The 22,772-nt window shown below is 45.7% G+C and carries 16 protein-coding genes, 1 tRNA gene and 1 pseudogene; 7 read left to right on the top strand and 11 right to left on the bottom strand.

The annotated features are described in order from the left end of the window. Nucleotides 1-39: 39 nt before the first annotated feature. The gene (locus BACPLE_RS07960) at nucleotides 40-2,265 is read left to right on the top strand and encodes a S9 family peptidase (RefSeq protein WP_007560649.1); all 2,226 of its coding nucleotides are present in this window, start codon (nucleotides 40-42) and stop codon (nucleotides 2,263-2,265) included. A 172-nt stretch (nucleotides 2,266-2,437) separates the two neighbouring features. Here BACPLE_RS07960 and BACPLE_RS07955 read toward each other — a convergent pair. From BACPLE_RS07955 to sppA, 5 genes are all read right to left on the bottom strand, one after another. Beyond that, a tRNA-Phe gene (locus BACPLE_RS07955) sits at nucleotides 2,438-2,510 on the bottom strand. Between the two features lie 224 nt (nucleotides 2,511-2,734). After that, nucleotides 2,735-3,772, bottom strand: a complete 1,038-nt coding sequence (thiL, locus tag BACPLE_RS07950; protein ID WP_007560647.1) for a thiamine-phosphate kinase — start codon at nucleotides 3,770-3,772, stop codon at nucleotides 2,735-2,737. 7 nt (nucleotides 3,773-3,779) lie between these two features. Beyond that, complete coding sequence (locus BACPLE_RS07945; protein ID WP_007560645.1) at nucleotides 3,780-4,589, bottom strand: purine-nucleoside phosphorylase; 810 nt, start codon at nucleotides 4,587-4,589, stop codon at nucleotides 3,780-3,782. Beyond that, a complete protein-coding gene (gene lpxK, locus BACPLE_RS07940) occupies nucleotides 4,546-5,646 on the bottom strand; it encodes a tetraacyldisaccharide 4'-kinase (protein WP_007560643.1) in 1,101 nt (366 codons plus the stop codon). Before lpxK ends, BACPLE_RS07945 begins: the two co-directional genes overlap by 44 nt. 15 nt (nucleotides 5,647-5,661) lie before the next feature. Further along, a complete protein-coding gene (gene sppA / locus BACPLE_RS07935) occupies nucleotides 5,662-7,422 on the bottom strand; it encodes a signal peptide peptidase SppA (RefSeq protein ID WP_007560641.1) in 1,761 nt (586 codons plus the stop codon). A 508-nt stretch (nucleotides 7,423-7,930) separates the two neighbouring features. Between sppA and BACPLE_RS07930 the strand changes: the two genes are divergently transcribed. Further along, nucleotides 7,931-9,778 (top strand): 2-oxoacid:acceptor oxidoreductase subunit alpha, encoded by a 1,848-nt coding sequence (locus BACPLE_RS07930; RefSeq protein WP_007560639.1) that lies wholly within the window; start codon nucleotides 7,931-7,933, stop codon nucleotides 9,776-9,778. A 33-nt stretch (nucleotides 9,779-9,811) separates the two neighbouring features. Beyond that, the gene (locus tag BACPLE_RS07925; RefSeq protein WP_007560636.1) at nucleotides 9,812-10,822 is read left to right on the top strand and encodes a 2-oxoacid:ferredoxin oxidoreductase subunit beta; all 1,011 of its coding nucleotides are present in this window, start codon (nucleotides 9,812-9,814) and stop codon (nucleotides 10,820-10,822) included. Between the two features lie 60 nt (nucleotides 10,823-10,882). On the opposite strand, the gene upp is transcribed toward BACPLE_RS07925, so the two are convergent. Then, nucleotides 10,883-11,536, bottom strand: coding sequence for a uracil phosphoribosyltransferase (gene upp, locus BACPLE_RS07920; RefSeq protein ID WP_040312692.1), 654 nt, complete (start codon nucleotides 11,534-11,536; stop codon nucleotides 10,883-10,885). Nucleotides 11,537-11,816: 280 nt separating this feature from the next. Between upp and pckA the strand changes: the two genes are divergently transcribed. The 3 genes from pckA to BACPLE_RS07905 all read left to right on the top strand — a co-directional run bounded on the left by pckA (nucleotide 11,817) and on the right by BACPLE_RS07905 (nucleotide 16,072). Continuing rightward, nucleotides 11,817-13,421: a phosphoenolpyruvate carboxykinase (ATP) gene (gene pckA / locus BACPLE_RS07915; RefSeq protein ID WP_007560632.1), complete on the top strand. Its 1,605-nt coding sequence runs from the start codon at nucleotides 11,817-11,819 to the stop codon at nucleotides 13,419-13,421. A 99-nt stretch (nucleotides 13,422-13,520) separates the two neighbouring features. After that, complete coding sequence (locus tag BACPLE_RS07910; RefSeq protein ID WP_040312690.1) at nucleotides 13,521-15,404, top strand: alpha-L-fucosidase; 1,884 nt, start codon at nucleotides 13,521-13,523, stop codon at nucleotides 15,402-15,404. A 20-nt stretch (nucleotides 15,405-15,424) separates the two neighbouring features. Then, on the top strand, nucleotides 15,425-16,072 hold the full coding sequence (locus BACPLE_RS07905) for a nitroreductase family protein (RefSeq protein ID WP_007560628.1): 648 nt from the start codon (nucleotides 15,425-15,427) through the stop codon (nucleotides 16,070-16,072). Between the two features lie 5 nt (nucleotides 16,073-16,077). Here the strand turns inward: BACPLE_RS07905 and BACPLE_RS07900 are convergent, their stop codons facing one another. The 5 genes from BACPLE_RS07900 to BACPLE_RS07880 all read right to left on the bottom strand — a co-directional run bounded on the left by BACPLE_RS07900 (nucleotide 16,078) and on the right by BACPLE_RS07880 (nucleotide 22,214). Beyond that, on the bottom strand, nucleotides 16,078-17,898 hold the full coding sequence (locus BACPLE_RS07900) for an LTA synthase family protein (RefSeq protein WP_007560627.1): 1,821 nt from the start codon (nucleotides 17,896-17,898) through the stop codon (nucleotides 16,078-16,080). A 16-nt stretch (nucleotides 17,899-17,914) separates the two neighbouring features. Further along, nucleotides 17,915-18,541 (bottom strand): ribonuclease H1 domain-containing protein, encoded by a 627-nt coding sequence (locus BACPLE_RS07895; RefSeq protein ID WP_007560625.1) that lies wholly within the window; start codon nucleotides 18,539-18,541, stop codon nucleotides 17,915-17,917. An 83-nt stretch (nucleotides 18,542-18,624) separates the two neighbouring features. Beyond that, nucleotides 18,625-20,442: an arginine--tRNA ligase gene (gene argS / locus BACPLE_RS07890; RefSeq protein WP_007560623.1), complete on the bottom strand. Its 1,818-nt coding sequence runs from the start codon at nucleotides 20,440-20,442 to the stop codon at nucleotides 18,625-18,627. 85 nt (nucleotides 20,443-20,527) lie between these two features. Continuing rightward, nucleotides 20,528-20,863 (bottom strand): helix-turn-helix domain-containing protein, encoded by a 336-nt coding sequence (locus tag BACPLE_RS07885; protein WP_148374603.1) that lies wholly within the window; start codon nucleotides 20,861-20,863, stop codon nucleotides 20,528-20,530. 127 nt (nucleotides 20,864-20,990) lie between these two features. Then, nucleotides 20,991-22,214 (bottom strand): M16 family metallopeptidase, encoded by a 1,224-nt coding sequence (locus BACPLE_RS07880; RefSeq protein WP_007560618.1) that lies wholly within the window; start codon nucleotides 22,212-22,214, stop codon nucleotides 20,991-20,993. A 359-nt stretch (nucleotides 22,215-22,573) separates the two neighbouring features. On the opposite strand from BACPLE_RS07880, the pseudogene BACPLE_RS19570 reads away from it, so the two are divergent. After that, nucleotides 22,574-22,772 (top strand): annotated as a pseudogene (locus BACPLE_RS19570) (Arm DNA-binding domain-containing protein); the annotation flags it as partial.

Below are 22,772 nucleotides of genomic sequence, written 5' to 3'. Positions count from 1 at the left end.
TTACAAGTTTATTTTAATCAACCATAAATTAATGCGTAGATGAACACAAAAAGCATCTTTTTAGTTCTGTGCTGTCTGACCGCCTTTCCATCCTATGCACAGCATGTGCCAACCTTGGAGGAAGTGGTGAACGGAGGTCTGATTGTCACGAAGGGCGAAAGCCGGGTAAACTGGCTTTCAGAGGGGAACAATTATTCAAAGAAAGAGAAAAATCCGGCTGGGGGATACGATATCGTTTCGTATACGCCCGGTAAGAACAAGCGTGAGGTACTTATTCCTGCTTCCATGTTCGTAAAGCCGGGTACTTCCGACACGTTGTCTGTCCGTAGTTTTAGTTTTGACACCTCACATAAGCAGGTTCTGGTGTATACCAATACACGGCGTGTCTGGAGGTATGATACGCGCGGAGACTATTGGGTATTGAACATGGAAACAGGCAAGTTGAGGCAATTAGGAGTACTGTTGCCAGAGAGCAGTCTGATGTTTGCCAAGTTTTCACCCGATGGTACACGTGTGGCTTATGTCAGTGGGAATAATATCTATGTAGAGTATGTTTCCGACGGGAAGGTTGTACAATTAACACATGATGGAAGCAGTACAATTGTGAACGGTACATTCGATTGGGTATATGAAGAAGAATTTTCCTGCCGTGACGGATTTCGCTGGAGTCCCGATGGCAAGTACATAGCCTACTGGCAGAGCGATACGGAAGGTACCGGATGGTTTGACATCATCAACAATGTCGATTCACTTTATCCGAAAATCCTTCGTTTTCCTTATCCGAAAGCCGGAACAACGAACTCGGCAGTTAAGGTGGGATACGTAGCAGCTTCTGGTGGAGAAACCACATGGATTGATTTGCCCGGTGACCCTCGTCAGAATTATATCATGCGAATGGATTTTATACCGGAAAGCAATGATTTGTTTATCCAGCAGATGAACCGTCCACAGAATACGAACAAAGTGTGGCTTGCTACCATCGGAGGCGGTGCTCCGAAGAATATCCTGACAGAAACAGATGCCGCATGGGTGGAAACGAACGACCAGGTGACCTGGCTGAAGAATAATACTTACTTTACATGGCAGAGTGAACGAAGCGGCTGGCGTCATCTTTACCGCGTAAGTCGTGATGGAAAGGACATTCAGCCCATTACCAAAGGGGAGTTCGACTTTATCGAACAGGTGGGCATGGACGTGAAGAAAGGTCTCGTCTATTTCATTGCTTCACCCGATAATTATACTCAACGGTATCTTTATTCTGCCGAGTTATTGGGAAAAGGTGAGGTGAAACGTCTCAGTCCGATGGATGAGCAGGGACAGCATCGGTACGATTTGTCTCCCGACGGGAAATATGCCGTGCATACGTTTAGCAATTCTGTGACTCCTCCCCGGATAGAGATGGTGGCTTTGCCTTCTCATAAAACGGTGTCAGTCATTGAAGATAACCAGAAAGCTGCGTCGCAGTACCGGCAACTTCAGTTAAGTCCGAAGGAGTTTGTCAAGACTCGTTCCGGCGAACTGCAACTGGATGCATGGATAATCAAGCCCGTTAATTTTGATCCGTCGAAGAAATATCCGGTAATCATCGATGTATATGGCGAACCTGCAGGTTCTACGGTGCAGGATGTATGGCAGGGAGGCGATCTGTGGCATCAGTACCTGGCTAATCAGGGATATATTGTAGTCAGCATCGAGAACCGTGGGGCTGCGGCTCCCCGCGGACGGGAATGGAGAAAGTGTATCTATGGAGAAGTTGGAACGTTTGCTTCGCAAGATCAGGCACAGGGGATTCTTGATTTGGCCCGTCAGTATTCTTTTATTGATACTTCCCGTATTGGTATTACGGGCTGGAGTGGGGGAGGCAGCCAGACGTTGAACTGCATGTTCCGCTATCCGGATGTGTTTTGCACGGGTATTGCTATTGCTTTCGTGTCCGACCAGCGGCTATATGATACGATTTATCAGGAACGTTACATGAATACACCTCAGGCTAATCCGGAGGGTTATCGTAAGGGTTCTCCTATTACTTATGTAGAGGGACTGAAGGGTAACCTGCTGCTTATTCATGGTACGGGTGACGACAATGTGCATTACCAGAGTTGTGAGATGCTGGTGAATGAACTGGTGAAGCACGGTAAGGTCTTTTATCAGTTATCCTATCCCATGCGTTCACATTCCATCAGTGAGAGGGAAGGTACCACATATCACCTTCGCAAGTCTATGACAGATTATTTCTTGAAAAATCTTCCGGCGGGAGGACGATAAACGATAAGAAAGGCTGACTTCAATTCTGAGGTTGGCCTTTCTTAGTATGTATCATCATTTGTGGAGTCTTTCGGGTTAACCGCAAAATTTTTACGTTGACCCAAATTTGCGGCTTATTATCCGCAAGAATAAAACAAAAAATCCTGACTCTTTTGAGAATCAGGCTTTTAAGTGGTGCCACCAGGAATCGAACCGGGGACACAAGGATTTTCAGTCCTTTGCTCTACCAACTGAGCTATGGCACCAGCATTTTTATGTTCGCAATCAATGTTTCTCGATTGCGGTTGCAAAGGTACGCAAACTTTTGGAACTTGCAAACATTTCAGTGAAAAAAATGCGATTTTTGTGTAAAAAACGGCATTTTTTTCGGAAAATACCGATAATAACTCTAAAAAACCTTCCTTTTTCACTCCGAAATAAGGTCGGATACTGAAAAAGGAAGGTTTCAAATCTAGACTATAAAAGAGCATTATCCTTTCAGGGGATTCCAGCCTTGTGCTTTCAGTTCAAGTTCATTTCCATCACGGGTGACAAGGGCGCATCCCAGTTCGGGTTTGGTGATGTGACCGATAACTTTCACATCTTTCATCTGAGATACGACTTCGTGCGCAGTCAATGGTACTGTGAAGAGCAGTTCGTAGTCTTCGCCACCGTTCAGGGCACAGGTGCTCAGGTTCATGTTGAACTCTTCGGCCATTACGGCTGTCTGATAGTCAATTGGAATCCGTTCTTCGTACACGCGGCAACCGGCATGGCTTTGTGAACAGATGTGCATCAGCTCGGATGACAGTCCGTCGGAGATATCCATCATGGCAGTGGGCTTGATACCGGCTTTAGCCAGGCTTTCTACAATATCCTTGCGGGCTTCCGGTTTCAGGAAGCGTTCCAGTAAGTATTCTTTGCCGGCAAAGTCGGGCTGTACATCTTTTTCGCCCTGGAATACGGCTTTCTCCCGCTCCATCAGCTGAAGTCCCATGTAAGCAGCTCCTAAATCGCCTGATACGCAGATCAGGTCGGTTTCTTTGGCACCGTTGCGGTAAACTACCTTGTCTTTATCGGCTTCTCCAATGCAGGTGATGGAAATGGCCAGCCCTGTAACAGAAGATGTGGTGTCACCTCCTACAAGGTCTACCTGATGCTGTGCGCAAGCCAGTTTCAGGCCGTCGTAGAAATCTTCCAGGTCTTCGATGCAGAAACGTTTGGATACAGCCAGTGATACGGTAATCTGCTTCGGAGTACCGTTCATGGCGTAAATATCAGAGAAGTTCACCATGGCCGATTTGTATCCTAGGTGCTTCAGCGGGGTATATACCAGGTCAAAGTGTACACCTTCCATCAGCAGGTCGGTGGTGACCAACACCTGCTTGCCGGGAAATTCCAATACGGCTGCATCGTCGCCCACACCGTATTTCGTTTCCGGGTTCTGTAATTTAATATCTTGGGTGAGGTGCTTGATAAGTCCAAACTCACCCAGCGTTGAAATTTCTGTTCTGTTTCCTTCGTGCATAGTATTTTTACGCTCTGTTGATAAGTTCTCTCATAATGGTCGTCATGCGGGGCTGTGCTTCGTCGGCAGCCTTCTGTACTTCTTCGTGTGATACTTCCACAATCTTGCCTTCCACGCCCAGGTCGGTGATGACTGATACACCGAATACCTTAATGCCGCAATGGTTGGCTACAATTACTTCCGGTACGGTTGACATACCTACGGCATCAGCACCCAGAATGTGGAACATTTTATATTCCGACGGAGTCTCGAATGTTGGGCCTTGGGTACCGAGGTATACGCCTTGCTGCACTTTGATTCCTTTTTCCTGAGCGATTTCCAGGGCTTTTGCAATCAGTTCCTTAGAATAAGCCTCGCTCATATCCGGGAAGCGTGGTCCGTATTCGATGTTCTTTCCACGAAGCGGATGTTCCGGGAAGAGATTGATGTGGTCGGTAATAATCATCAGGTCACCGATTTCAAAGTCGGGATTAGTACCTCCTGCAGCATTCGATACGAAGAGGGTTTTGATGCCCAGTTCACGCATCACGCGTACGGGGAAAGTCACTTCCTTCATGGAATAGCCTTCATAAAAATGAAAACGTCCCTGCATGGCCATGATGTCCTTGTTGCCCAGTTTCCCGAAAATCAGTTTCCCGCTGTGTCCTTCGACGGTTGAAACCGGGAAATTCGGGATTTCCGAATAGTTGATTTCATACTTGTCGGTGATTTCGTGCACCAGACTGCCCAGTCCTGTACCCAGGATGATGGCTGTTTCGGGGTGAGTGTGCATTTTAGCCTTCAGAAAGGCAGCTGTTTCTTGAATTTTTTCTAACATACTCAATGATTTTAGGGTTAAATACTAGTTCTCCTTTGTGCAGAAACTCCACTTCTATAGGGAGCACGTAAATATAGGGTTTCAGTTCTTCGCTGAGCTGGGGATGACCGATAAGCCGTGAGGCATCCTTCTCGGTAGTCAGGATGAGACGGCGGGTTTCCGGTAGCTGGCGGAACTGCTGTGCAATCTGTTGCATGTCGGCACCGTCAAAATTGTGATGGTCGCCAAAGAACAGTGGAGTGACACGGGCGGCATGTCGGCCGGCTTTCTCCATCAATGGTGCCGGTGAGGCAATGCCGGTGACTAGCAGCACTTCTTTATCTTTTAACGTGTCCAGCGGTTGGGCAGGAGCATCCATAAATAAGGGATACAACTTTCCGTAGGCCAGGGTAGTGAAAAACACTTCCTGATGCGGGAGAGGATGTATACGTTGGCGGATACGTTCGCATTCCTCCAGACTGAGGGTAGGCGGGCATTTCGTGACGATGAGCAAATCGGCCCGTTTCTTTCCGCTGGCAGGCTCCCGAAGGCGTCCGGCAGGAAGAAGCTGGTCACATTCCACAGGGCGATGGTAATCCATCAGCAGGATGCGTAGTCCTGGTCGCACGTAACGGTGTTGAAAGGCATCATCCAGCAGGATGACTTCCGTATCAGGCGCTCCTTGCGGAGAGGTAAGCTGGCGAATACCCCGGCAGCGGTCACCATCTACGGCCACGTGAATGCTGGGAAACTTGTGGGCCATCTGGTAAGGCTCGTCACCGATGTCTTCCATCCGGGAGGTAGAAGAGGCCAGCACGAAACCTTTGGATTTCCGCTTGTAGCCCCGGCTTAGCACGGCCAGCCGGAACGAGTCCTGTAACAGCCGGATGAGGTATTCCGTGTGAGGAGTTTTCCCAGTACCGCCTACGGTCAGGTTGCCGATGCAGATGACGGGTAACGGAAAGCGTTCTTCGCGGAGCCAGCCCACGTCGAACAAGAGATTTCGTACCTTCACACCGATACCGTAGAGGGCACTGAAGGGCCATAGCCCCCAATATATCTTGCATTTTCCGCTCATGAACGCGCCTCCTGCTTATTGGATACGCATATTGAACGGCAAACGGGCTTGCAGGCGGTCAGACTGTTCCACGTGGCGCAACCATTCAAAGCCTTGATAATATTCACCGAAGGTTTCCTGCAACTGGCCGTGAATGTAACGGTCAGCGCGGGTGTTCAGCAGTTCTGTCAGGAAATCCTGCTTAGCCGGGTAGCTTTTCAGTTTATAGTCCTTTACTTTCCCTAGTTCGGCAGCCAGTTGGATGGCAGTATCCAGTCCCCCCAGTTCGTCTACTAGTTTCAGCTCTTTGGCCATACTTCCGGTCCATACACGGCCTTCCGCAATCTTGCAGAGCTCCTCTAACGGGATATTTCGTCCTTCGGCACAGCGTTTGGTAAACAAGGCATATCCCTGGTTCACCATCTGTTGCATCAGGGCCGATTCTTCTGCATTGAACGGACGGCTCATGCTGCCCATGTCGGCCATTTTATGTGTCTTGACTCCGTCAAAATGAAGTCCCAGTTTATTGGTCAGTAATTCTGAAGCGTCAGGCATCATACCGAAGATGCCGATGGAACCGGTCAGGGTAGTCGGTTCAGCCACGATTTTGTTGGCTGCGCAAGAAATGTAATAACCGCCGGAAGCCGCATAGTCACCCATCGATACTACGACCGGTTTTTCAGCTTTCAGCAAGGTCACTTCACGCCAAATCTGTTCCGAACCATAGGCACTTCCTCCCGGAGAGTTCACGCGGAGCACGACCGCTTTCACGTTTTTGTCTTTTCGCAAATCGCGCAAGTCTTTCGTCACCTTCTCAGAGTTAATACCTTCATCGTAAGAGGAACCGTTGTCAATTTCTCCGTAAGCATAATAAACGGCTACCACATCTCTGGTCTTGCTTTTCGGGGTGGCCGATTTTACACGAGTCATTTCATCCAGACTCAGGGTGTGGAGATCGTCTTCCTCGGTCAGTCCGGCGAGCGATTTTAAGTAGCTAAGTACTTCATCCTTGTACATCAGTGTGTCGGCTAGTCCGCAATGTACGTAGTCTTCAGCTGGGCGCAAGTCCATATTCTTGTCAGCTAATAAATTCAAGGAATCGACTGAAATATTTCTGGAAGCTGCTACATCGTCCACAATGCTCTTCCAGGTAGATTCCAGAAAGGCTTGAGTCTGTTCGCGGTTGGCCGGACTCATTTCGGTATTGGTCATCGGTTCAACGGCTGATTTGTAGGTGCCTACACGGAATATCTGCATCTTGACTCCAATTTTGACCAGAAAATCTTTCAGGAACATGGTCTCGCTGGCCAGTCCGTGCCAGGAGAGACTTCCTACAGGGTTCACAATTACCTTGTCGGCTACACTGGCTAGGTAATAACCGCCTTGTGTATACATGTCGGCATAGGCAATCAGAAACTTACCGCTTTGCTTGAAATCAGTCAGTGCGCGGTGAATGGCCTGTAAAGAGGCAGTAGAACATGCCAATGCTCCGGTATGCAGGTAGATACCCTTAATCTGTTCGTTTTCTTTGGCTTTTTGGATAGAGTTCAGAATATCTTCCAGTCCGTATGTAGAAATCTGGTCTTCAAAGAACTGGTCTACGGGGCTGGGCTGATAGCGTTCCTGAACGGTGCCTTTCAGTTCGAGCGTAAAAACAGAATTGGGCATGACTAAGGTTTCGCTTTCAGAAGAAGCCACAATTCCTGCCAGCATGGTGACACCCAGGATGATAAAGATAAACCCGCAAATCAGTACACCTGTAATGGTGGCCAGGGTACTTCGAAGAAATTCTTTCATTGTCAGTCGTTTTTAGATTAGTAAACAAAGTTATTCTTTTTGGGTGAAAAAACAAAAATGCGGCCCTCTAAATTTCTCGGTGTATCTTTGTATCTTTCGTCTGTAAACAAATTTTAATATTATGTCCTTCGCCTATTAAGGGGGGATTTAATTATTATAATAAAGGTGGGGCGCGGACCCTGGTTCAGAACCCTGAATGAAAAAATGTTAATTTTCGCGCAACTGTCTGTTTGTTAGGTGGTTGTTATGCGTTTACCCAGGTGATAACCCTGTGGCGTTTTGGGAGGAGGTGAAATAGGAGTGAAAACGCCTTTGTATTTCAACTAAAACTCTTTGGTGTTTGCTTTGAAACACCTTTGCGTTTTCCTTTAAATGTGCTTACGTTTTAGATGAAATGTACTTGCGTTTTTGAGAGGCTGCAGAAAATATCTCCCGATTTATTTTGTTTTTTTACGGAACTTCCCCATTTTTGCCAAAATTGATTTTGTGAACTTTAAATAAATACGATATGGCAGAAGAAATGATTGTCAAGGAACTGGACGAGGTAGTAGTCCGTTTCTCGGGGGATTCCGGTGACGGAATGCAACTGGCCGGTAATATGTTTTCCAATATTTCGGCAACCGAAGGAAACGATATCAGTACATTTCCGGATTATCCGGCAGATATTCGCGCCCCGCAAGGTTCATTGACTGGTGTGTCTGGCTTCCAGGTACATATTGGTGCCGGAAAGGTCTATACTCCTGGCGATAAGTGCGATGTGCTGGTAGCCATGAATCCGGCAGCCTTGAAAACACAATATAAATTTTGTAAACCGCAGGCGGTAATTATCATCGATTCCGATTCATTTACCAAACGTGATTTGGAAAAGGCCAAGTTTACGTTGGAAAATCCCTTTTCGGAATTGGGGATTAAGAATGAAGTCGTGTCGGCAGCTATCACTACTATGTGTAAGGAAAGCCTGAAGGATAGCGGGCTGGACAACAAGTCTATCTTGCGAACAAAGAACATGTTTGCTTTGGGGCTGGTATGCTGGTTGTTCCATCGTGATGTGAAGGTGGGCGAAAAAATCCTGCGCGAAAAGTTTGCCAAGAAACCGGAAATTGCTGAAGCTAATGTGAAGGTGCTTTACGACGGTTATCATTTTGGTGAGAATACTCATGCTTCTGTATCGATGAGTTATACCGTGCCAAGCAAGGCACAGAAAGAGCCGGGAAAATACATGGACATCAACGGCAACAAAGCTACTGCATACGGCCTGATGGCAGCTGCCGAGAAAGCAGGCTTACAATTGTATCTGGGTTCTTATCCTATTACACCGGCTACGGATATCTTGCACGAGCTGGCCAAGCATAAATCGTTGGGGGTAAAGACGGTACAGTGTGAAGACGAAATTGCCGGATGTGCTTCTGCTGTAGGAGCTTCGTTTGCCGGGGCACTGGCTGTAACGACCACTTCCGGACCGGGTATCTGTTTGAAGAGTGAGGCCATGAACTTGGCTGTGATTACGGAACTTCCGCTGGTGATTGTAGATGTACAGCGTGGAGGTCCTTCTACCGGACTGCCGACTAAGTCAGAACAGACCGACTTGCTTCAGGTACTTTTCGGACGTAATGGAGAAAGCCCGATGCCTGTGGTAGCCGCTTCTTCACCGACCGACTGTTTTGATGCGGCTTATCTGGCCTGCAAGATTGCTCTGGAACACATGACTCCGGTCGTTCTGTTGACCGATGCCTATATTGCCAATGGTTCTGCCGCATGGCGTCTGCCCGATTTGAATACTTATCCTTCTATCTGTCCGCCTTACGTGAAGCCGGAAATGGCTGATTCATGGACACCGTTCCAGCGTGACCCGCAGACGGGTGTGCGTTACTGGGCTACACCGGGTACTCCGGGATTTATGCACCGTATCGGAGGATTGGAAAAGAGTAACGAAACCGGAGCCATTTCTACGGAACCGGAAAACCATTTCCTGATGACGAAATTGCGTGCCGAAAAGGTAGAAAAAATTGCCGATTCATTGCCGCCGCTTACGGTGGAAGGCAATCCGGATGCCGATTTGCTGATTGTAGGCTTTGGAGGTACTTACGGGCACTTGCATTCTGCCATGGATCAGTTGAACGCCATGGGAAAGAAAGCGGCACTGGCACATTTCCGTGTTATCAATCCGCTGCCGAAAAATACAGCCGAAGTATTGCGGAAATACAAGACCATCGTGGTGGCCGAACAAAATATGGGACAGCTGGCAGGTTATCTCCGCATGAAAGTGGAAGGTATTCACCTGCATCAGTTCAATCAGGTAAAAGGCCAGCCGTTCGTAGTAAAAGAGCTGGTAGAGGCTTTCAGTCAACTTTTTTAATGATTCATCAATAAATATTCTGGAGGAATAACAATGAGTGAAACAAAATATACGGCAGCAGATTACAAATCCGGACAGCCTCGCTGGTGTCCGGGCTGCGGCGACCACGCTTTCCTGAATTCTTTTCACAAGGCTTTGGCCGAACTGGGAGTACCTCCCCATGAAATTGCGGTGATTTCCGGTATCGGATGTTCTTCGCGTTTGCCTTATTACATGAATACGTATGGCATGCACACCATCCACGGACGTGCGGCAGCTATTGCTACGGGAGCCAAGGTGGCTAATCCGAATCTTACTATCTGGCAGATTTCCGGTGACGGTGACGGCCTGGCCATCGGTGGTAACCATTTTATCCATGCTATCCGTCGTAATGTAGATATTAACATTATCTTGTTGAATAACCGTATTTACGGATTGACCAAGGGACAGTATTCTCCGACTTCAGCCCGTGGGTTTGTAAGTAAATCTTCTCCCTACGGTACGGTGGAAGATCCTTTCCGTCCGGCAGAATTGTGTTTCGGAGCTCGCGGCCGTTTCTTTGCCCGTTGTGCGGCAGTAGATGGCGGTCCCTCTGTGGAAGTGCTGAAAGCAGCTGCCCGTCATAAAGGTACGTCGGTAGTGGAAGTATTGCAGAACTGTGTCATCTTCAATGACGGTACGCACAATGCGGTGGCCAAGAAGGAAGATCGTGAACGCAATGCGATTTATCTGGAGCACGGTAAGCCTATGCTCTTCGGTCCGAACAAGGAATTCGGTCTGATGCAGGAAGGCTTCGGGCTGAAAGTGGTGAAACTGGGTGAGAACGGTATCACGGAAAAAGACATCTTAGTGCACGATGCCCATTGTGAAGACCATACCTTGCAATTGAAACTTGCGCTGATGGAAGGTCCGGATTTCCCGATAGCCTTGGGTGTGATTCGTGATGTGGATGCACCGACATACGATGAGGCAGTAGAAGCCCAGATAGAAGAGGTGTCTGCCAAGAAGAAGTATCACACGTTTGCCGAATTGCTGGAAACGAATGATACGTGGGAGATTAAATAAATCTGACATGATAAAAAGAAAAGGAGCCAGTGATTTTTTCGTCTGGCTCCTTTTTTGTCTTTATTCTTTTTCTCCATAACACAAATCGCCTGCATCTCCCAGTCCTGGCACGATATAGGAATGAGCATTCAGTTCCGGGTCGATGGCGCCGCACCATACGGTGGTTTTTTCAGCCGGGAATACTTTTTTGATATGCTCGATGGCTTGACGGCTGGCAATGACCGAAGCAATGTGTATATGCGCTGGCTCTCCTTTGGTAAGTAAAGCTTCGTAGGCTAATTCCATGGAACTGCCGGTAGCCAGCATCGGATCGGTCAGAATCAGAATCTTTCCGTCCAGTCGCGGAGAAGCAATGTATTCAATGTGAATATCAAAGTTGTCTTCATTGATGTACTTACGATAAGCAGAAACGAAGGCATTTTCCGCATGGTCGAAATAATTGATAAATCCCTGATGAAGTGGAAGTCCTGCACGAAGGATAGTCGCTACTACGGGCTGTTCGGAAGGTATGTTCTCTACGGCTGTGGCGAGTGGGGTTTGTACGGATACCGGATGGTAGGGAAGGGTCCGGCTGATTTCGTATGCCATGATTTCACCCACACGTTCAATGTTGCGTCGGAAGCGGATGCGGTCACCTTGTACATGTACGTCGCGGATTTCAGAAAGAAACTGGTTGAAAAGGCTGTTGCTTTGGTTAAAGTTGATTATTTTCATAAACATTTTCAGGTTCTTAGGGGTTTTATTATTTAGATTTCAGTCTGCAAAGAAACAAAATAAAATTGATTTGTAATGTGGATTTGACAATTTTGTTACACAAGTATAAATCTTTAAATGATTACGGATTTTTTTCTGTAATAACTTCTTTGAATTAAAAATATCTACTACTTTTGTAGCGCCTAAAACAAGGAGATGTTGAAGAGCAGAAAAAGCAGATTAGGCTTACAGATTTAGACAATAAACATTTGATATAATAACCAAATTAATCATTTGAACAATGGCAAATTTAGATCTTACTAAGTACGGTATCACTGGAACCGTAGAAATCGTACACAATCCTTCTTACGATGTATTGTTTGCAGAAGAAACAAAAGCAGGTTTGGAAGGCTTCGAAAAAGGTCAGGTAACTGAACTGGGTGCAGTAAACGTAATGACTGGTATCTACACTGGTCGTTCTCCTAAAGATAAATTCTTGGTAAAAGACGCTACAAGTGAAAACACTGTATGGTGGACTTCTGAAGAATATAAAAACGACAACAAGCCTGTAACTACAGAAACTTGGAATGTATTGAAAGAATTGGCTGCTAAAGAATTGTCAAACAAGAAATTGTATGTTGTTGATGGTTTCTGCGGCGCTAACGAAGCTACTTGCTTGAAAGTTCGTTTCATCATGGAAGTTGCATGGCAGGCTCACTTCGTAACTAACATGTTCATCCGTCCGTCTAAAGAACAGTTGGAAAACTTCGAACCTGATTTCGTTGTTTACAACGCTTCTAAGGCTAAAGTTGAAAACTACAAAGAACTGGGTCTGAACTCAGAAACTGCAGTTGTGTTCAACTTGACTACTAAAGAACAGGTTATCCTGAACACTTGGTACGGTGGTGAAATGAAGAAAGGTATGTTCTCTATGATGAACTACTTCAACCCGTTGCGTGGTATCGCTTCTATGCACTGCTCTGCTAACACTAACATGGAAGAAACTGAATCAGCTATCTTCTTCGGTTTGTCTGGTACTGGTAAGACTACTTTGTCTACAGACCCGAAACGTAAGTTGATTGGTGATGACGAACACGGATGGGATAACGAAGGTGTATTCAACTACGAAGGTGGTTGCTACGCTAAGGTTATCAACCTGGATAAAGAATCTGAACCAGATATCTACAACGCAATCAAACGTGACGCTCTGTTGGAAAACGTAACAGTAGACGCTAACGGTAAGATTGACTTCGCAGATAAGAGCGTAACTGAAAACACTCGTGTTTCTTATCCTATCCACCACATCGAAAACATCGTGAAACCTATTTCTAAGGGTCCTCACGCTAAACAAGTTATCTTCTTGTCTGCTGATGCATTCGGTGTATTGCCTCCAGTATCTATCTTGAATCCTGCACAGGCTCAGTACTACTTCTTGTCTGGATTTACTGCTAAGTTGGCTGGTACAGAACGTGGTATCACTGAACCGACTCCGACATTCTCTGCTTGCTTCGGTGCTGCTTTCTTGAGCTTGCATCCTACTAAATATGCAGAAGAACTGGTTAAGAAGATGGAAATGACTGGTGCAAAAGCATACTTGGTTAACACTGGTTGGAACGGAACTGGCAAACGTATTTCTATCCGTGATACTCGTGGTATCATCGACGCTATCCTGGATGGTTCTATCGAAAAAGCTCCTACTAAGACTATTCCTTACTTCGATTTCGTTGTTCCGACAGAATTGCCGGGTGTTGATCCGAAGATCTTGGATCCGCGTGACACTTACGCTGATGCTGCTGAATGGACTAAGAAAGCTGAAGACTTGGCTGGACGTTTCATCAAGAACTTCGCTAAGTTTACAGGTAACGAAGCTGGTAAGGCTTTGGTTGCTGCTGGTCCGAAATTGTAATTCAGACTTACAAAATCTTAAATATGAAAGCGGTTTCCTTCGGGAAGCCGCTTTTTTTGTATCTTTGGTCGTAGTTTTAATTCGTAAATCTAATTTATTATGAGAAAGTCTATTCATCTTCTATCCATTCCAGTTGTGGCTTGTTGCTTGTCGTGTACTTCCGGAAAGGTGCTTCCACCTGAACCGATTCTTCCTGTGCCTGAACCCAAGCAGGTGGAATGGCAGCAGATGGAAACGTATGCTTTTATCCATTTTGGCCTGAATACTTTTAATGACCGGGAATGGGGATATGGAGATACGGATCCGAAAACGTTTAATCCGACGAATCTGGATTGTGAGCAATGGGCGCAGACACTGGTAAAAGCTGGTATGAAAGGAGTGATTCTTACTGCCAAACATCACGACGGATTCTGCTTGTGGCCGTTTGAAGGTACAGACTATAGTGTAAAGAACTCTCCGTGGAAGAACGGACAGGGAAATGTGGTGAAAGAATTGTCGGAGGCTTGTAAGAAATATGGACTTAAGTTTGCTGTTTATCTTTCGCCATGGGATCGCCATCAGGCTAATTATGGTACGCCTGAGTATTTGCCTTACTTTTATGCGCAGTTACATGACTTGCTGACGAACTACGGACCTGTATTTGAAGTATGGTTTGACGGTGCTAATGGTGGTGACGGATGGTATGGTGGTGCCAAGGATATACGTACCATTGATCGCAAGAACTATTATAATTATCCTCGTATCTATGAAATGCTGGACAGTATTCAGCCTCAGGCCATCATTTTCTCGGATGGAGGACCTGGTTGCCGTTGGGTAGGTAATGAGAAAGGTTTTGCTGGGGCTACCAACTGGTCATTCCTGCGAAAGGGAGAGGTGCATCCGGGATATGATAAGAGCTATGAATTGCAGTATGGACATCCGGATGGAAATCAGTGGGTGCCTGCAGAGTGTGATGTGTCTATCCGTCCGGGATGGTTCTATCATCCGGAGGAAGATGACAGAGTAAAAAGTCCGGATCAGCTGGTGGATTTGTATTACCGCAGTGTGGGGCATAATGCCACTTTGTTGTTGAACTTCCCAGTAGACCGGAGAGGACTGATTCATCCGGTAGATTCTGCCAATGCGGTTCGTTTCCATGAGATGATTCAGCAGCAGTTGAAGACGAATCTGGTGGCAGGAATGACTCCCAAGGTTTCAAATGAACGTGGAGGAGATTTTGTGGCATCTGCCTTGACCGATGATAATTTTGATACTTATTGGGCTACGGAAGACGGGGTAACTACAGCTGATATCGAGTTCTCGTTTGATACGCCTACTCGGATGAACCGTATGATGCTTCAGGAATATATTCCGTTGGGACAGCGTGTAAAGGCATTTGTGGTGGAATATCTTGATAAAGATACATGGCTTCCGGTGAAACTGAATGAAGAAACGACTACCATTGGATACAAACGTCTGTTACGTTTTGAAACGGTGGAAACAAAGGGTATACGTATCCGGATTACAGATGCGCGTGGTCCGCTTTGTTTGAGCAGTGTGGGAGTGTATGATGCAGGCAATGTGTCTGATTCATTTGTAGAGAAGGTTGAAGACATTGAATCTTTGCCTTATCTTTTGCCGGATGTTAAAACCGATGAGGCGGCAAAGGCTTCTGACAAGCAGGCGCAGACGACTTGTTTTGTAGAAGGTGACCGTTTGTTGATTGAACTTCAAGAGGAGCGACTGGTTTCTTCTCTTCATTTCTTGCCTGATCAGGGTGAACCTAACAAGGGTCTGATTGCCAATTATGAAATACGTGTCGGCGTGAGCAAGGATGCAGTGAATCAACTGGTCAAATCGGGTGAGTTCTCAAATATACAGAACAATCCGGTGATGCAGTCGGTATTCTTTACTCCGGTAAAAGCCCGTTATATAGAGTTGAAGGCTACGCGTATGATTCGTGCGGGCGAACCGATGGGATTTGCCGAATTAGGGGTGAAATAACTAGGTGAAAATAAGAGTTTATGAAAAAAGTAATTTATTCAATGTTAGGAGCAGGGTTATTGTGCCTCTCCAGCTGTGGTGGACAGACGCAGACGGAACAGACCCCTGCGGTTGATGAGTCTTCGGCTAAAAATCAGGTGATTGAAACTATCATGACACGACGGAGTGTGCGAAAATATCTGCCGCAGCCGGTAAACCGTGATACAATGCAGATGATTCTGGACTGTGGTATTCATGCACCCAACGGACAGAATAAGCAGTCGTGGGCAGTACGCGTGGTAGACAATCCGGAGTTTATCAATGGTATTACGGAGGTGTATAAGAAGTTGAATCCCAAAATGGCAGAAGATCCGGGATTCAAGAATATGTTCCGCAATGCACCTACGGTAGTATTTATAGCCAACGATACTTCGTATGACATGTCGCAGATAGACTGTGGACTGTTGGGAGAAAATATGATTCTTTCGGCTTGGTCAATGGGTATCGGTTCCTGCTGTTTGGGAAGCCCCATACGCTTTATGAAGACAGAGCCTCAGGCAGCAGACTATCTGAAGCGCCTGAATATACCTGAAGGCTATGAATTGTTGTATTGCATAGCCTTCGGATATCCAGATGAGTCACCGGCAGCCAAGCCGCGTGATGCATCGAAAGTGATGTTTGTGGAGTAATCTATTTATCGCGCTCCTAAATCGTCATAAGAAGATTGTAGAATCGCTTTCCCCAGTTCTGTGCGTCGTTCGTTCGGAGCTGGGGATTCTATTAATGTCTTGCCGGAATTGTTATCAATCAGTGTGGTACCGGTACTGTCGCGGAAGGCAAATCCGTTGTTATAGGTATAGTAAGCAAACGGGTACTTGTAGTTTTTACCTAACACGTTACGGCTGAAGTTGAATTCCTTATGGCTGATTCCCAATTGTGCCAGCAGGGTAGCGGCCATATCACTTTGGTTCATCAGTTTGTCAATGACCATAGGCTGCTTAATGGCGCCTCCTAACCATAGCATCGGAATGTGGTGGATACGTGGGTCATGCACCAGTCCTTCTTCCGGATAATAGTAGCCATGGTCTGGCAGACACACGATGAGTAAGTTCTTCCATTGAGGAAGCGTCTTGAGTTTGTCGATAAATTTCCCCAGACAATCGTCAGTGAAAGCAAAAGCATTAGGAATTTTCTCTTTCAGGCGATGGTAGGGTACCTCAAACGGCTCATGGCTGCTCAGGGTGAGGAAGGCCGTATGCCAGGGCTGGTCAGTATCCCGTTCTTTTATCTGGCGGTAGAGGTACTCGAAAGTAATGTCATCGTTTACTCCCCATGGGTTTTTCCGTTCTTCCATGCTGAAATCTACATCTGCTGTCAGCCGTTGGTATCCGCTGCCCAGCAAATAACTCTTCATGTTGGTGAAGTTGATATCGCCTCCATACAGAAAATCTGTGGCATAGCCTTGTTCCCGCAGTTTCCCGGCAATAGAAGGCAAGGTGCGGCTTTTGGCGGGAGATTTCATGACGGAAACCGTCGGGAAGCTTTGGTATCCGCTGAAGGTACAGACCGTACCTCGGTCGGTTCGGAAACTGTTGGCATAACAATTAGTAAAGAAGACTCCTTCCTTGCTCAGGCGCTCCAGATTCGGGCTGACACCGGGTATTCCTCCTAATGATTCTACGAATACTCCTCCAAAACTTTCCATGAGGATAATCAATACATTAGGACGGTTGGTGGTAAGTAATGAAACCGCATTCTCTCCTGTATCAGCATACAATCCTTCAAATAAACTTGCCCGTTTTTTTTCATCGAAGAAATTGAACTGCTGGGAAAAGTCGGTGGTTTTGCTGATGGAAGACAACAGACTGAAGTCCGGATTGATGGCGGAATGATTCAGAAATTCGTCATTGCAGAAATAGGCTTGTCCTACGTTGCTGGTTGATTCGGTTACACCTCCTCGTATGACGATAAAGATAACTCCTCCCAAAAGCAGAGTTATCAAACTGCCTGTGATACGCTTCTGGACTTGTGGCAGACAGTCTGGTGTGATCTTATATAATCCCCATGTCACCAAGGCTGATAAGATGAGGATACACAGCAGTCGTATCAGAATAAATCCAAAGGATACACTGGCCATGGCATTCTTCGGAGAATCTAGGTAGAGGAAGATGGAAGCATCTAATTTGAATCCCCAAAATGGATACAAGGCCATATCGCCGATGAAGATAAGTGTGGTAGCCAGACTGATTAAAACGTAGTAGCCGATAAGTACCTTTTTCAACGGGAAACGGCGGAACCATATACTGCAAAGAATGGCCAGCCAGGGGATGGCCGTCAGGTATCCGGTAGTTGCTGCGTCAAGCGTAAAGCCATGGAACAATACCCGAAGGTAGTCTATGAAAGCTGTTCCCTTCTCGCATGCACCGTTATAGAGCATAAAGACAGGTTTCTGAAGCAGGAAGTAACCCAGTATGCTGGCGAAAAAACATCCCAGATATGTAAGTCTCTTTTTCATCTGTTTAAGTTTTTGATTATTTACGTCCGAAGTCAGCAGGGACTTCTCCCCATACGTCAGTCTCCCACTTGAGCAGGGGAGTGGTATAAGTGTTTTCCTTCAGCCATTTTTCTGCCCGTTCAATTAACTGGAAAAGTGCTTCTGTTTTCTCGGTTCGTTCCAGTTTGGTCTTGCATTTTCTTTGCTTCACCCAAGAGAGGGCATTACGACTGTCGGAGTAGATAGGCATGTTCAGGTTCTTTTGTTTAAGAAGTGCCAGTCCATGGACTATGGCCAGAAATTCTCCGATATTGTTGGTACCGTAAACTGGTCCGAAATGGAAGATTTCCTGTCCTGTCAGCAGGTATACTCCGCGATATTCCATGGGGCCAGGGTTACCGCTACAAGCAGCATCTACTGCCAGACAGTTTAAATTGAAGTTTTCGGGGAGTTGTGCCTCAGGCTTTTCTAAAGCTGATGCACGGTGGCGGTTCATGTATTGATGTGCAGGAGTCGCGAAAGCATGTTCAGCTTCCTCTTGTGAATCGAATGACTTATATATGGCTCCTTTATAGCCTTGTATTTGCAGTTGGCAATCGGTCCACGAAGAATAGATGCCCGGATTCACTCCTTTCCAGACTACGTAGAATTTTTTTTTAGCCATAAGATGGTCTTTAAAAAGAAAGTGGCTGTGCAAAAAGAGTGTGGTTTACCCTTTTGCCAGCCACTTGATATACAAGATTGTGATTACATGCGTTCAGGTACTTCGATACCCAGCAAGCCCATAGCCAGCTTGACTACTTTGCCTACATTCTGGCTCAAGGCGAGACGGAATATTTTCAGGGCTTCATTTTCTTCACGCAGAATGCTGAAGTCATGATAGAACTGGTTGTATTCTTTTACCAGGTCGTAAGCATAGTTTGCCAGAATAGATGGATTGTAATCTGTTCCGGCTTGTTTCACTATGTTGGTAAAGTCTGCCAGCATTTGAATCAGACCTTCTTCTTTTGTACTCAGTTCAATACCGCTTGGGATGACAGCCGGGATGCTGAGTCCAGCTTCTGTTGCCTTGCGCAGAATAGACTGGATACGTGCGTATGTGTATTGGATGAACGGACCAGTGTTTCCGTTGAAGTCAATAGATTCTTTCGGGTTGAAAGTCATGTTTTTGCGTGCATCCACTTTCAAGATGAAATATTTCAAGGCGCCCAAACCTACGATGCGTGCGATGTCGTCTGCCTCTTCCTGAGTCAGTCCGTCCAGTTTGCCCAGTTCGTTGCTGGTTTCCTTGGCAGTTTCAATCATGGCCTCCATCAGGTCGTCGGCATCTACTACCGTACCTTCACGGCTCTTCATCTTTCCTTCCGGCAGTTCCACCATACCGTAAGAGAAGTGTACGAGGTCTTTACCCCATTCGAAGCCCAATTTGTCGAGCAGAATAGACAATACCTGGAAGTGATAGTTCTGTTCGTTACCTACCACATAAATCATCTTGTTGATAGGATAATCCTGGAAGCGCAGTTTGGCGGTACCGATGTCCTGTGTCATGTATACAGAAGTACCGTCACCACGGAGCAGCAATTTGTGGTCCAAACCTTCCGGAGTCAGGTCGGCCCATACAGAACCGTCTTCCTTACGATAGAAAAGTCCTTTTTCCAGCCCTTCCATTACCTTTTCTTTTCCTTCAAGGTAAGTCTGTGATTCGTAGTATATCTTGTCGAAGCTTACTCCCATCATCTTGTAGGTTTCATCGAAACCTGCATATACCCAGTCGTTCATCTTCTTCCAGAGGGCACGTACTTCCGGGTCGTTTGCCTCCCATTTGCGAAGCATTTCGCGTGCTTCCAGCATTAACGGAGAATTAGCTTCGGCTTTTGCCTTTGCTTCTTCTTCGTTCATTCCTTCAGCCTGATATTGAGCCATCAGCTCTTTCACTTCAGCCTTGTAGTGCTTGTCGAAAGCTACATAGTAATCACCAATCAGGTGGTCGCCTTTCTTGCCTGATGATTCAGGAGTTTCACCGTTACCATATTTCAACCAGGCCAGCATGGACTTACAGATGTGGATACCACGGTCGTTTACGATGTTTGTTTTTACCACCTTGTTACCGTTGGCAGCCATGATGTTAGCCAGCGCACTTCCCAGCAGGTTGTTACGCACGTGACCCAGGTGAAGCGGTTTATTGGTATTAGGAGAAGAATATTCAATCATGACAAGTGGCGCATTGTTGTCTGCTTTCTGTATACCCCACTGATTATCGGTGTGGATACGGTTCAGCAGTTCAATCCATACGTCAGATGCAATGGTCAGGTTCAAGAAACCTTTAATTACGTTATAGTTTGCGATGGCCGGTTCATTCTGTTTCAAGTATTCCCCAATTTCTTGTGCAGTTTGTTCCGGGCCCTTTTTAGACATCTTCAGGAAAGGAAAGACAACCAGTGTCAGGTGGCCTTCAAACTCTTTCTTTGTTTTCTGAAGTTGAACCATTTTGGCAGGAACTTCCTGATTGTATAAGGTCTTTATACCGTTCAGGATAGATTCGGTCAGTTTATCTTCTATTTTCATGTGTATATAGTTTATGTAATTATCCTATCTTAACCGTACAAAGATAGTGATTTTTACGCTTCTCCTGCCGCTCCGTTGCGTATTATTACATATTCTTTCTCCATTCCGACGGAGAGACCCCTTCCTGAAGTTTGAATTGTTTGCTGAAGTGAGCTAAATCAGTGAAGCCTATTCGTTCGGCTATTTCTGACAAATTGCGCTTCGGAGGTTGTGTCATTAATAGTTTGGCTTCTTCTATGCGTAAGTGATTAAGCCATAAATTAAAGTTTAGTCCATAGGTATGATTGATGTAGTTTGACAGGTAGGTCCTGTTAATACCTATGGTTTTGCATAGTTCAATGATGGTAAGCCTGGAGTTTAAGAACCCTTTCTGTTTAATCCATTCTTCCAATCTACCTTTGATCATTTCATTCTTTTTCATAGTTTCCTTATTTTTCCCGAATGTAGGAAGTTTTAGAAATTTATGAAAAGACAAAAAACAACTTTACGGAGTATGTGTTTATATTCAGTGACTAAATGGTAAAAAAAATGGATTATCCGGCCTGAATTTACTTATAAATAAGTGTGGAAAGATAGTTCTCGGAGAGGACCTCGTTGGCAATGTCGAGTAGTTGTGTTGAGGTCAGTGCTTCAATCCTTTTGAATACTTCTTCTTTTTCTTCGTAAGTATGATAATGCAGAAAGCATTTGCCCATGTTGAGTGCATTATTTTCAAAATTGTCTCCAGCAACTCCTATCTGTCCGATGATTTGTTTTTTAGCAGCTGCGAGTTGTAGAGAGGTCAGTGCATTTTCCCTAATTTTTTTAAGTTCCTTATGTACTAATGAAATACAATGATCTGTATCATGCAGGTCACAACCAAAATAGATACAGAATGTACCTGTATCTGTATACGATGTGAGATTGGATTCTACATTATAAACCAATCCTCTTTTTTCGCGTAAAGAGATGTTGAGCCGGCTGTTCATGCCAGGGCCTCCGAGAATATTATTAAGCAGGTACAAACCTGTACGCCGTTCATCATAAGCGTGGTAGCCTCTTCCTCCAATCATGACATGTGCCTGGTGAGTGTCCTTGTGAATGGTTAGTTGGTTAGGTTTGTAGGCAGGAGGAAGCATGCGCGCTTCTTTTATTCTTTCAAAGCGGGGAATATCTGCAGTCACTTTCTCAAGCGTACGGATTACTTTCTGGAAAGGAATATCTCCTTGAACGAAAAATATCATGTTTTCCAGTTGGTAGTGGGAATGAACGAAATGTTGCGCGTCTTCGCTCGTGAACTGGCGTAAAAGTTCTGGATTACCAAGTATGTTTCTGCCTAGCGGATGGTTCGGGAAAATCAGTTCTTCAAAATCGTCAAAAATAAGTTCCGCAGGACTATCTTCATAACTTTGGATTTCGTCGATAATGACTTCTACCTCTTTTTCGATTTCATTAGCTGGAAACACACTGTGGAAAACAATATCGGTCAGTAATTCCGCAGCCCGGTTGAAATGTTCTTTTAAAAAAGCACTGTAAATGACAGTTTCCTCCTTATTGGTATAGGCATTCAGGTCACCTCCCACATTCTCCATGCGATTAAGAATGTGCCAGGCTTTTCGCTTTTCTGTACCTTTAAAAATCAGGTGCTCTACAAAATGGGCCATACCTTGCTCTTGCGGAAGTTCATCGCGTGTGCCGGTGTCGATGGCAAAGCCACAATAAGCCACATTTGTAGGACTGGTAGTATGAATAAGTCGTAAGCCATTTGAGAGAGTAAAAGTTGAATATGCCATATTTCAAGAAGTGTAATTTCTTTTTCGCTGCAAAGTTACTACAAAAAAGTGAAATGCGGAAAGATATAGTGATAGAATTGAGTTACAAGGGTTTTGGTTGAAGTGGCGATAATCCGTGAAGCCATTACAATCCCTGCCGAAGCCAAATCCTGACGCCGCTACGTTACTTGTTCGTAACCATGCCCGAAAATGCGACAAACGGGTACGAATAGCGAAACAAGGCTCTAAGGAATAGTGAGTTATCCATAACTCATGCGAAAAATCAGGTTACGGAAAAAGATTGCGCCGTTCCTCCCCGTTTTGCGTACCAACACCGGACTCTTCACCAACTAATTTTGAAACCCAAAAATTAAAGGACAATGAAGAGTACATTTTCAGTAATCTACTACCTCAAGCGTCAGGTAGTGAAAAAGGACGGGACAGTTCCCGTCATGGACGCATCACGGTGGACGGCAGCCAGACACAGTTCAGCTGCAAACTGACTGTCGATCCGAAACTGTGGGACACCAAAAGGTGGACGTGTCACGGGCAGAAGCACGGCGGCACTCGAAACGAACC

It is taken from the genome of Phocaeicola plebeius DSM 17135 (assembly GCF_000187895.1).
Classification (GTDB): Bacteria; Bacteroidota; Bacteroidia; order Bacteroidales; family Bacteroidaceae; genus Phocaeicola; species Phocaeicola plebeius.
This window is presented reverse-complemented; position numbering and strand designations above follow the sequence as displayed.

Excerpts from the sequence above, each read along its gene's own strand:
- BACPLE_RS07930 (WP_007560639.1), top strand. The coding sequence starts at position 7,931 with ATGGCAGAAGAAATGATTGTCAAGGAACTGGACGAGGTAGTAGTCCGT.
- argS (WP_007560623.1), bottom strand. The coding sequence starts at position 20,442 with ATGAAAATAGAAGATAAACTGACCGAATCTATCCTGAACGGTATAAAG.
- BACPLE_RS07900 (WP_007560627.1), bottom strand. The coding sequence starts at position 17,898 with ATGAAAAAGAGACTTACATATCTGGGATGTTTTTTCGCCAGCATACTG.
- BACPLE_RS07960 (WP_007560649.1), top strand. The coding sequence starts at position 40 with ATGAACACAAAAAGCATCTTTTTAGTTCTGTGCTGTCTGACCGCCTTT.
- BACPLE_RS07880 (WP_007560618.1), bottom strand. The coding sequence starts at position 22,214 with ATGGCATATTCAACTTTTACTCTCTCAAATGGCTTACGACTTATTCAT.
- BACPLE_RS07885 (WP_148374603.1), bottom strand. The coding sequence starts at position 20,863 with ATGAAAAAGAATGAAATGATCAAAGGTAGATTGGAAGAATGGATTAAA.
- lpxK (WP_007560643.1), bottom strand. The coding sequence starts at position 5,646 with ATGAGCGGAAAATGCAAGATATATTGGGGGCTATGGCCCTTCAGTGCC.
- pckA (WP_007560632.1), top strand. The coding sequence starts at position 11,817 with ATGGCAAATTTAGATCTTACTAAGTACGGTATCACTGGAACCGTAGAA.
- upp (WP_040312692.1), bottom strand. The coding sequence starts at position 11,536 with ATGAAAATAATCAACTTTAACCAAAGCAACAGCCTTTTCAACCAGTTT.
- BACPLE_RS07905 (WP_007560628.1), top strand. The coding sequence starts at position 15,425 with ATGAAAAAAGTAATTTATTCAATGTTAGGAGCAGGGTTATTGTGCCTC.
- sppA (WP_007560641.1), bottom strand. The coding sequence starts at position 7,422 with ATGAAAGAATTTCTTCGAAGTACCCTGGCCACCATTACAGGTGTACTG.
- thiL (WP_007560647.1), bottom strand. The coding sequence starts at position 3,772 with ATGCACGAAGGAAACAGAACAGAAATTTCAACGCTGGGTGAGTTTGGA.
- BACPLE_RS07925 (WP_007560636.1), top strand. The coding sequence starts at position 9,812 with ATGAGTGAAACAAAATATACGGCAGCAGATTACAAATCCGGACAGCCT.
- BACPLE_RS07945 (WP_007560645.1), bottom strand. The coding sequence starts at position 4,589 with ATGTTAGAAAAAATTCAAGAAACAGCTGCCTTTCTGAAGGCTAAAATG.
- BACPLE_RS07895 (WP_007560625.1), bottom strand. The coding sequence starts at position 18,541 with ATGGCTAAAAAAAAATTCTACGTAGTCTGGAAAGGAGTGAATCCGGGC.
- BACPLE_RS07910 (WP_040312690.1), top strand. The coding sequence starts at position 13,521 with ATGAGAAAGTCTATTCATCTTCTATCCATTCCAGTTGTGGCTTGTTGC.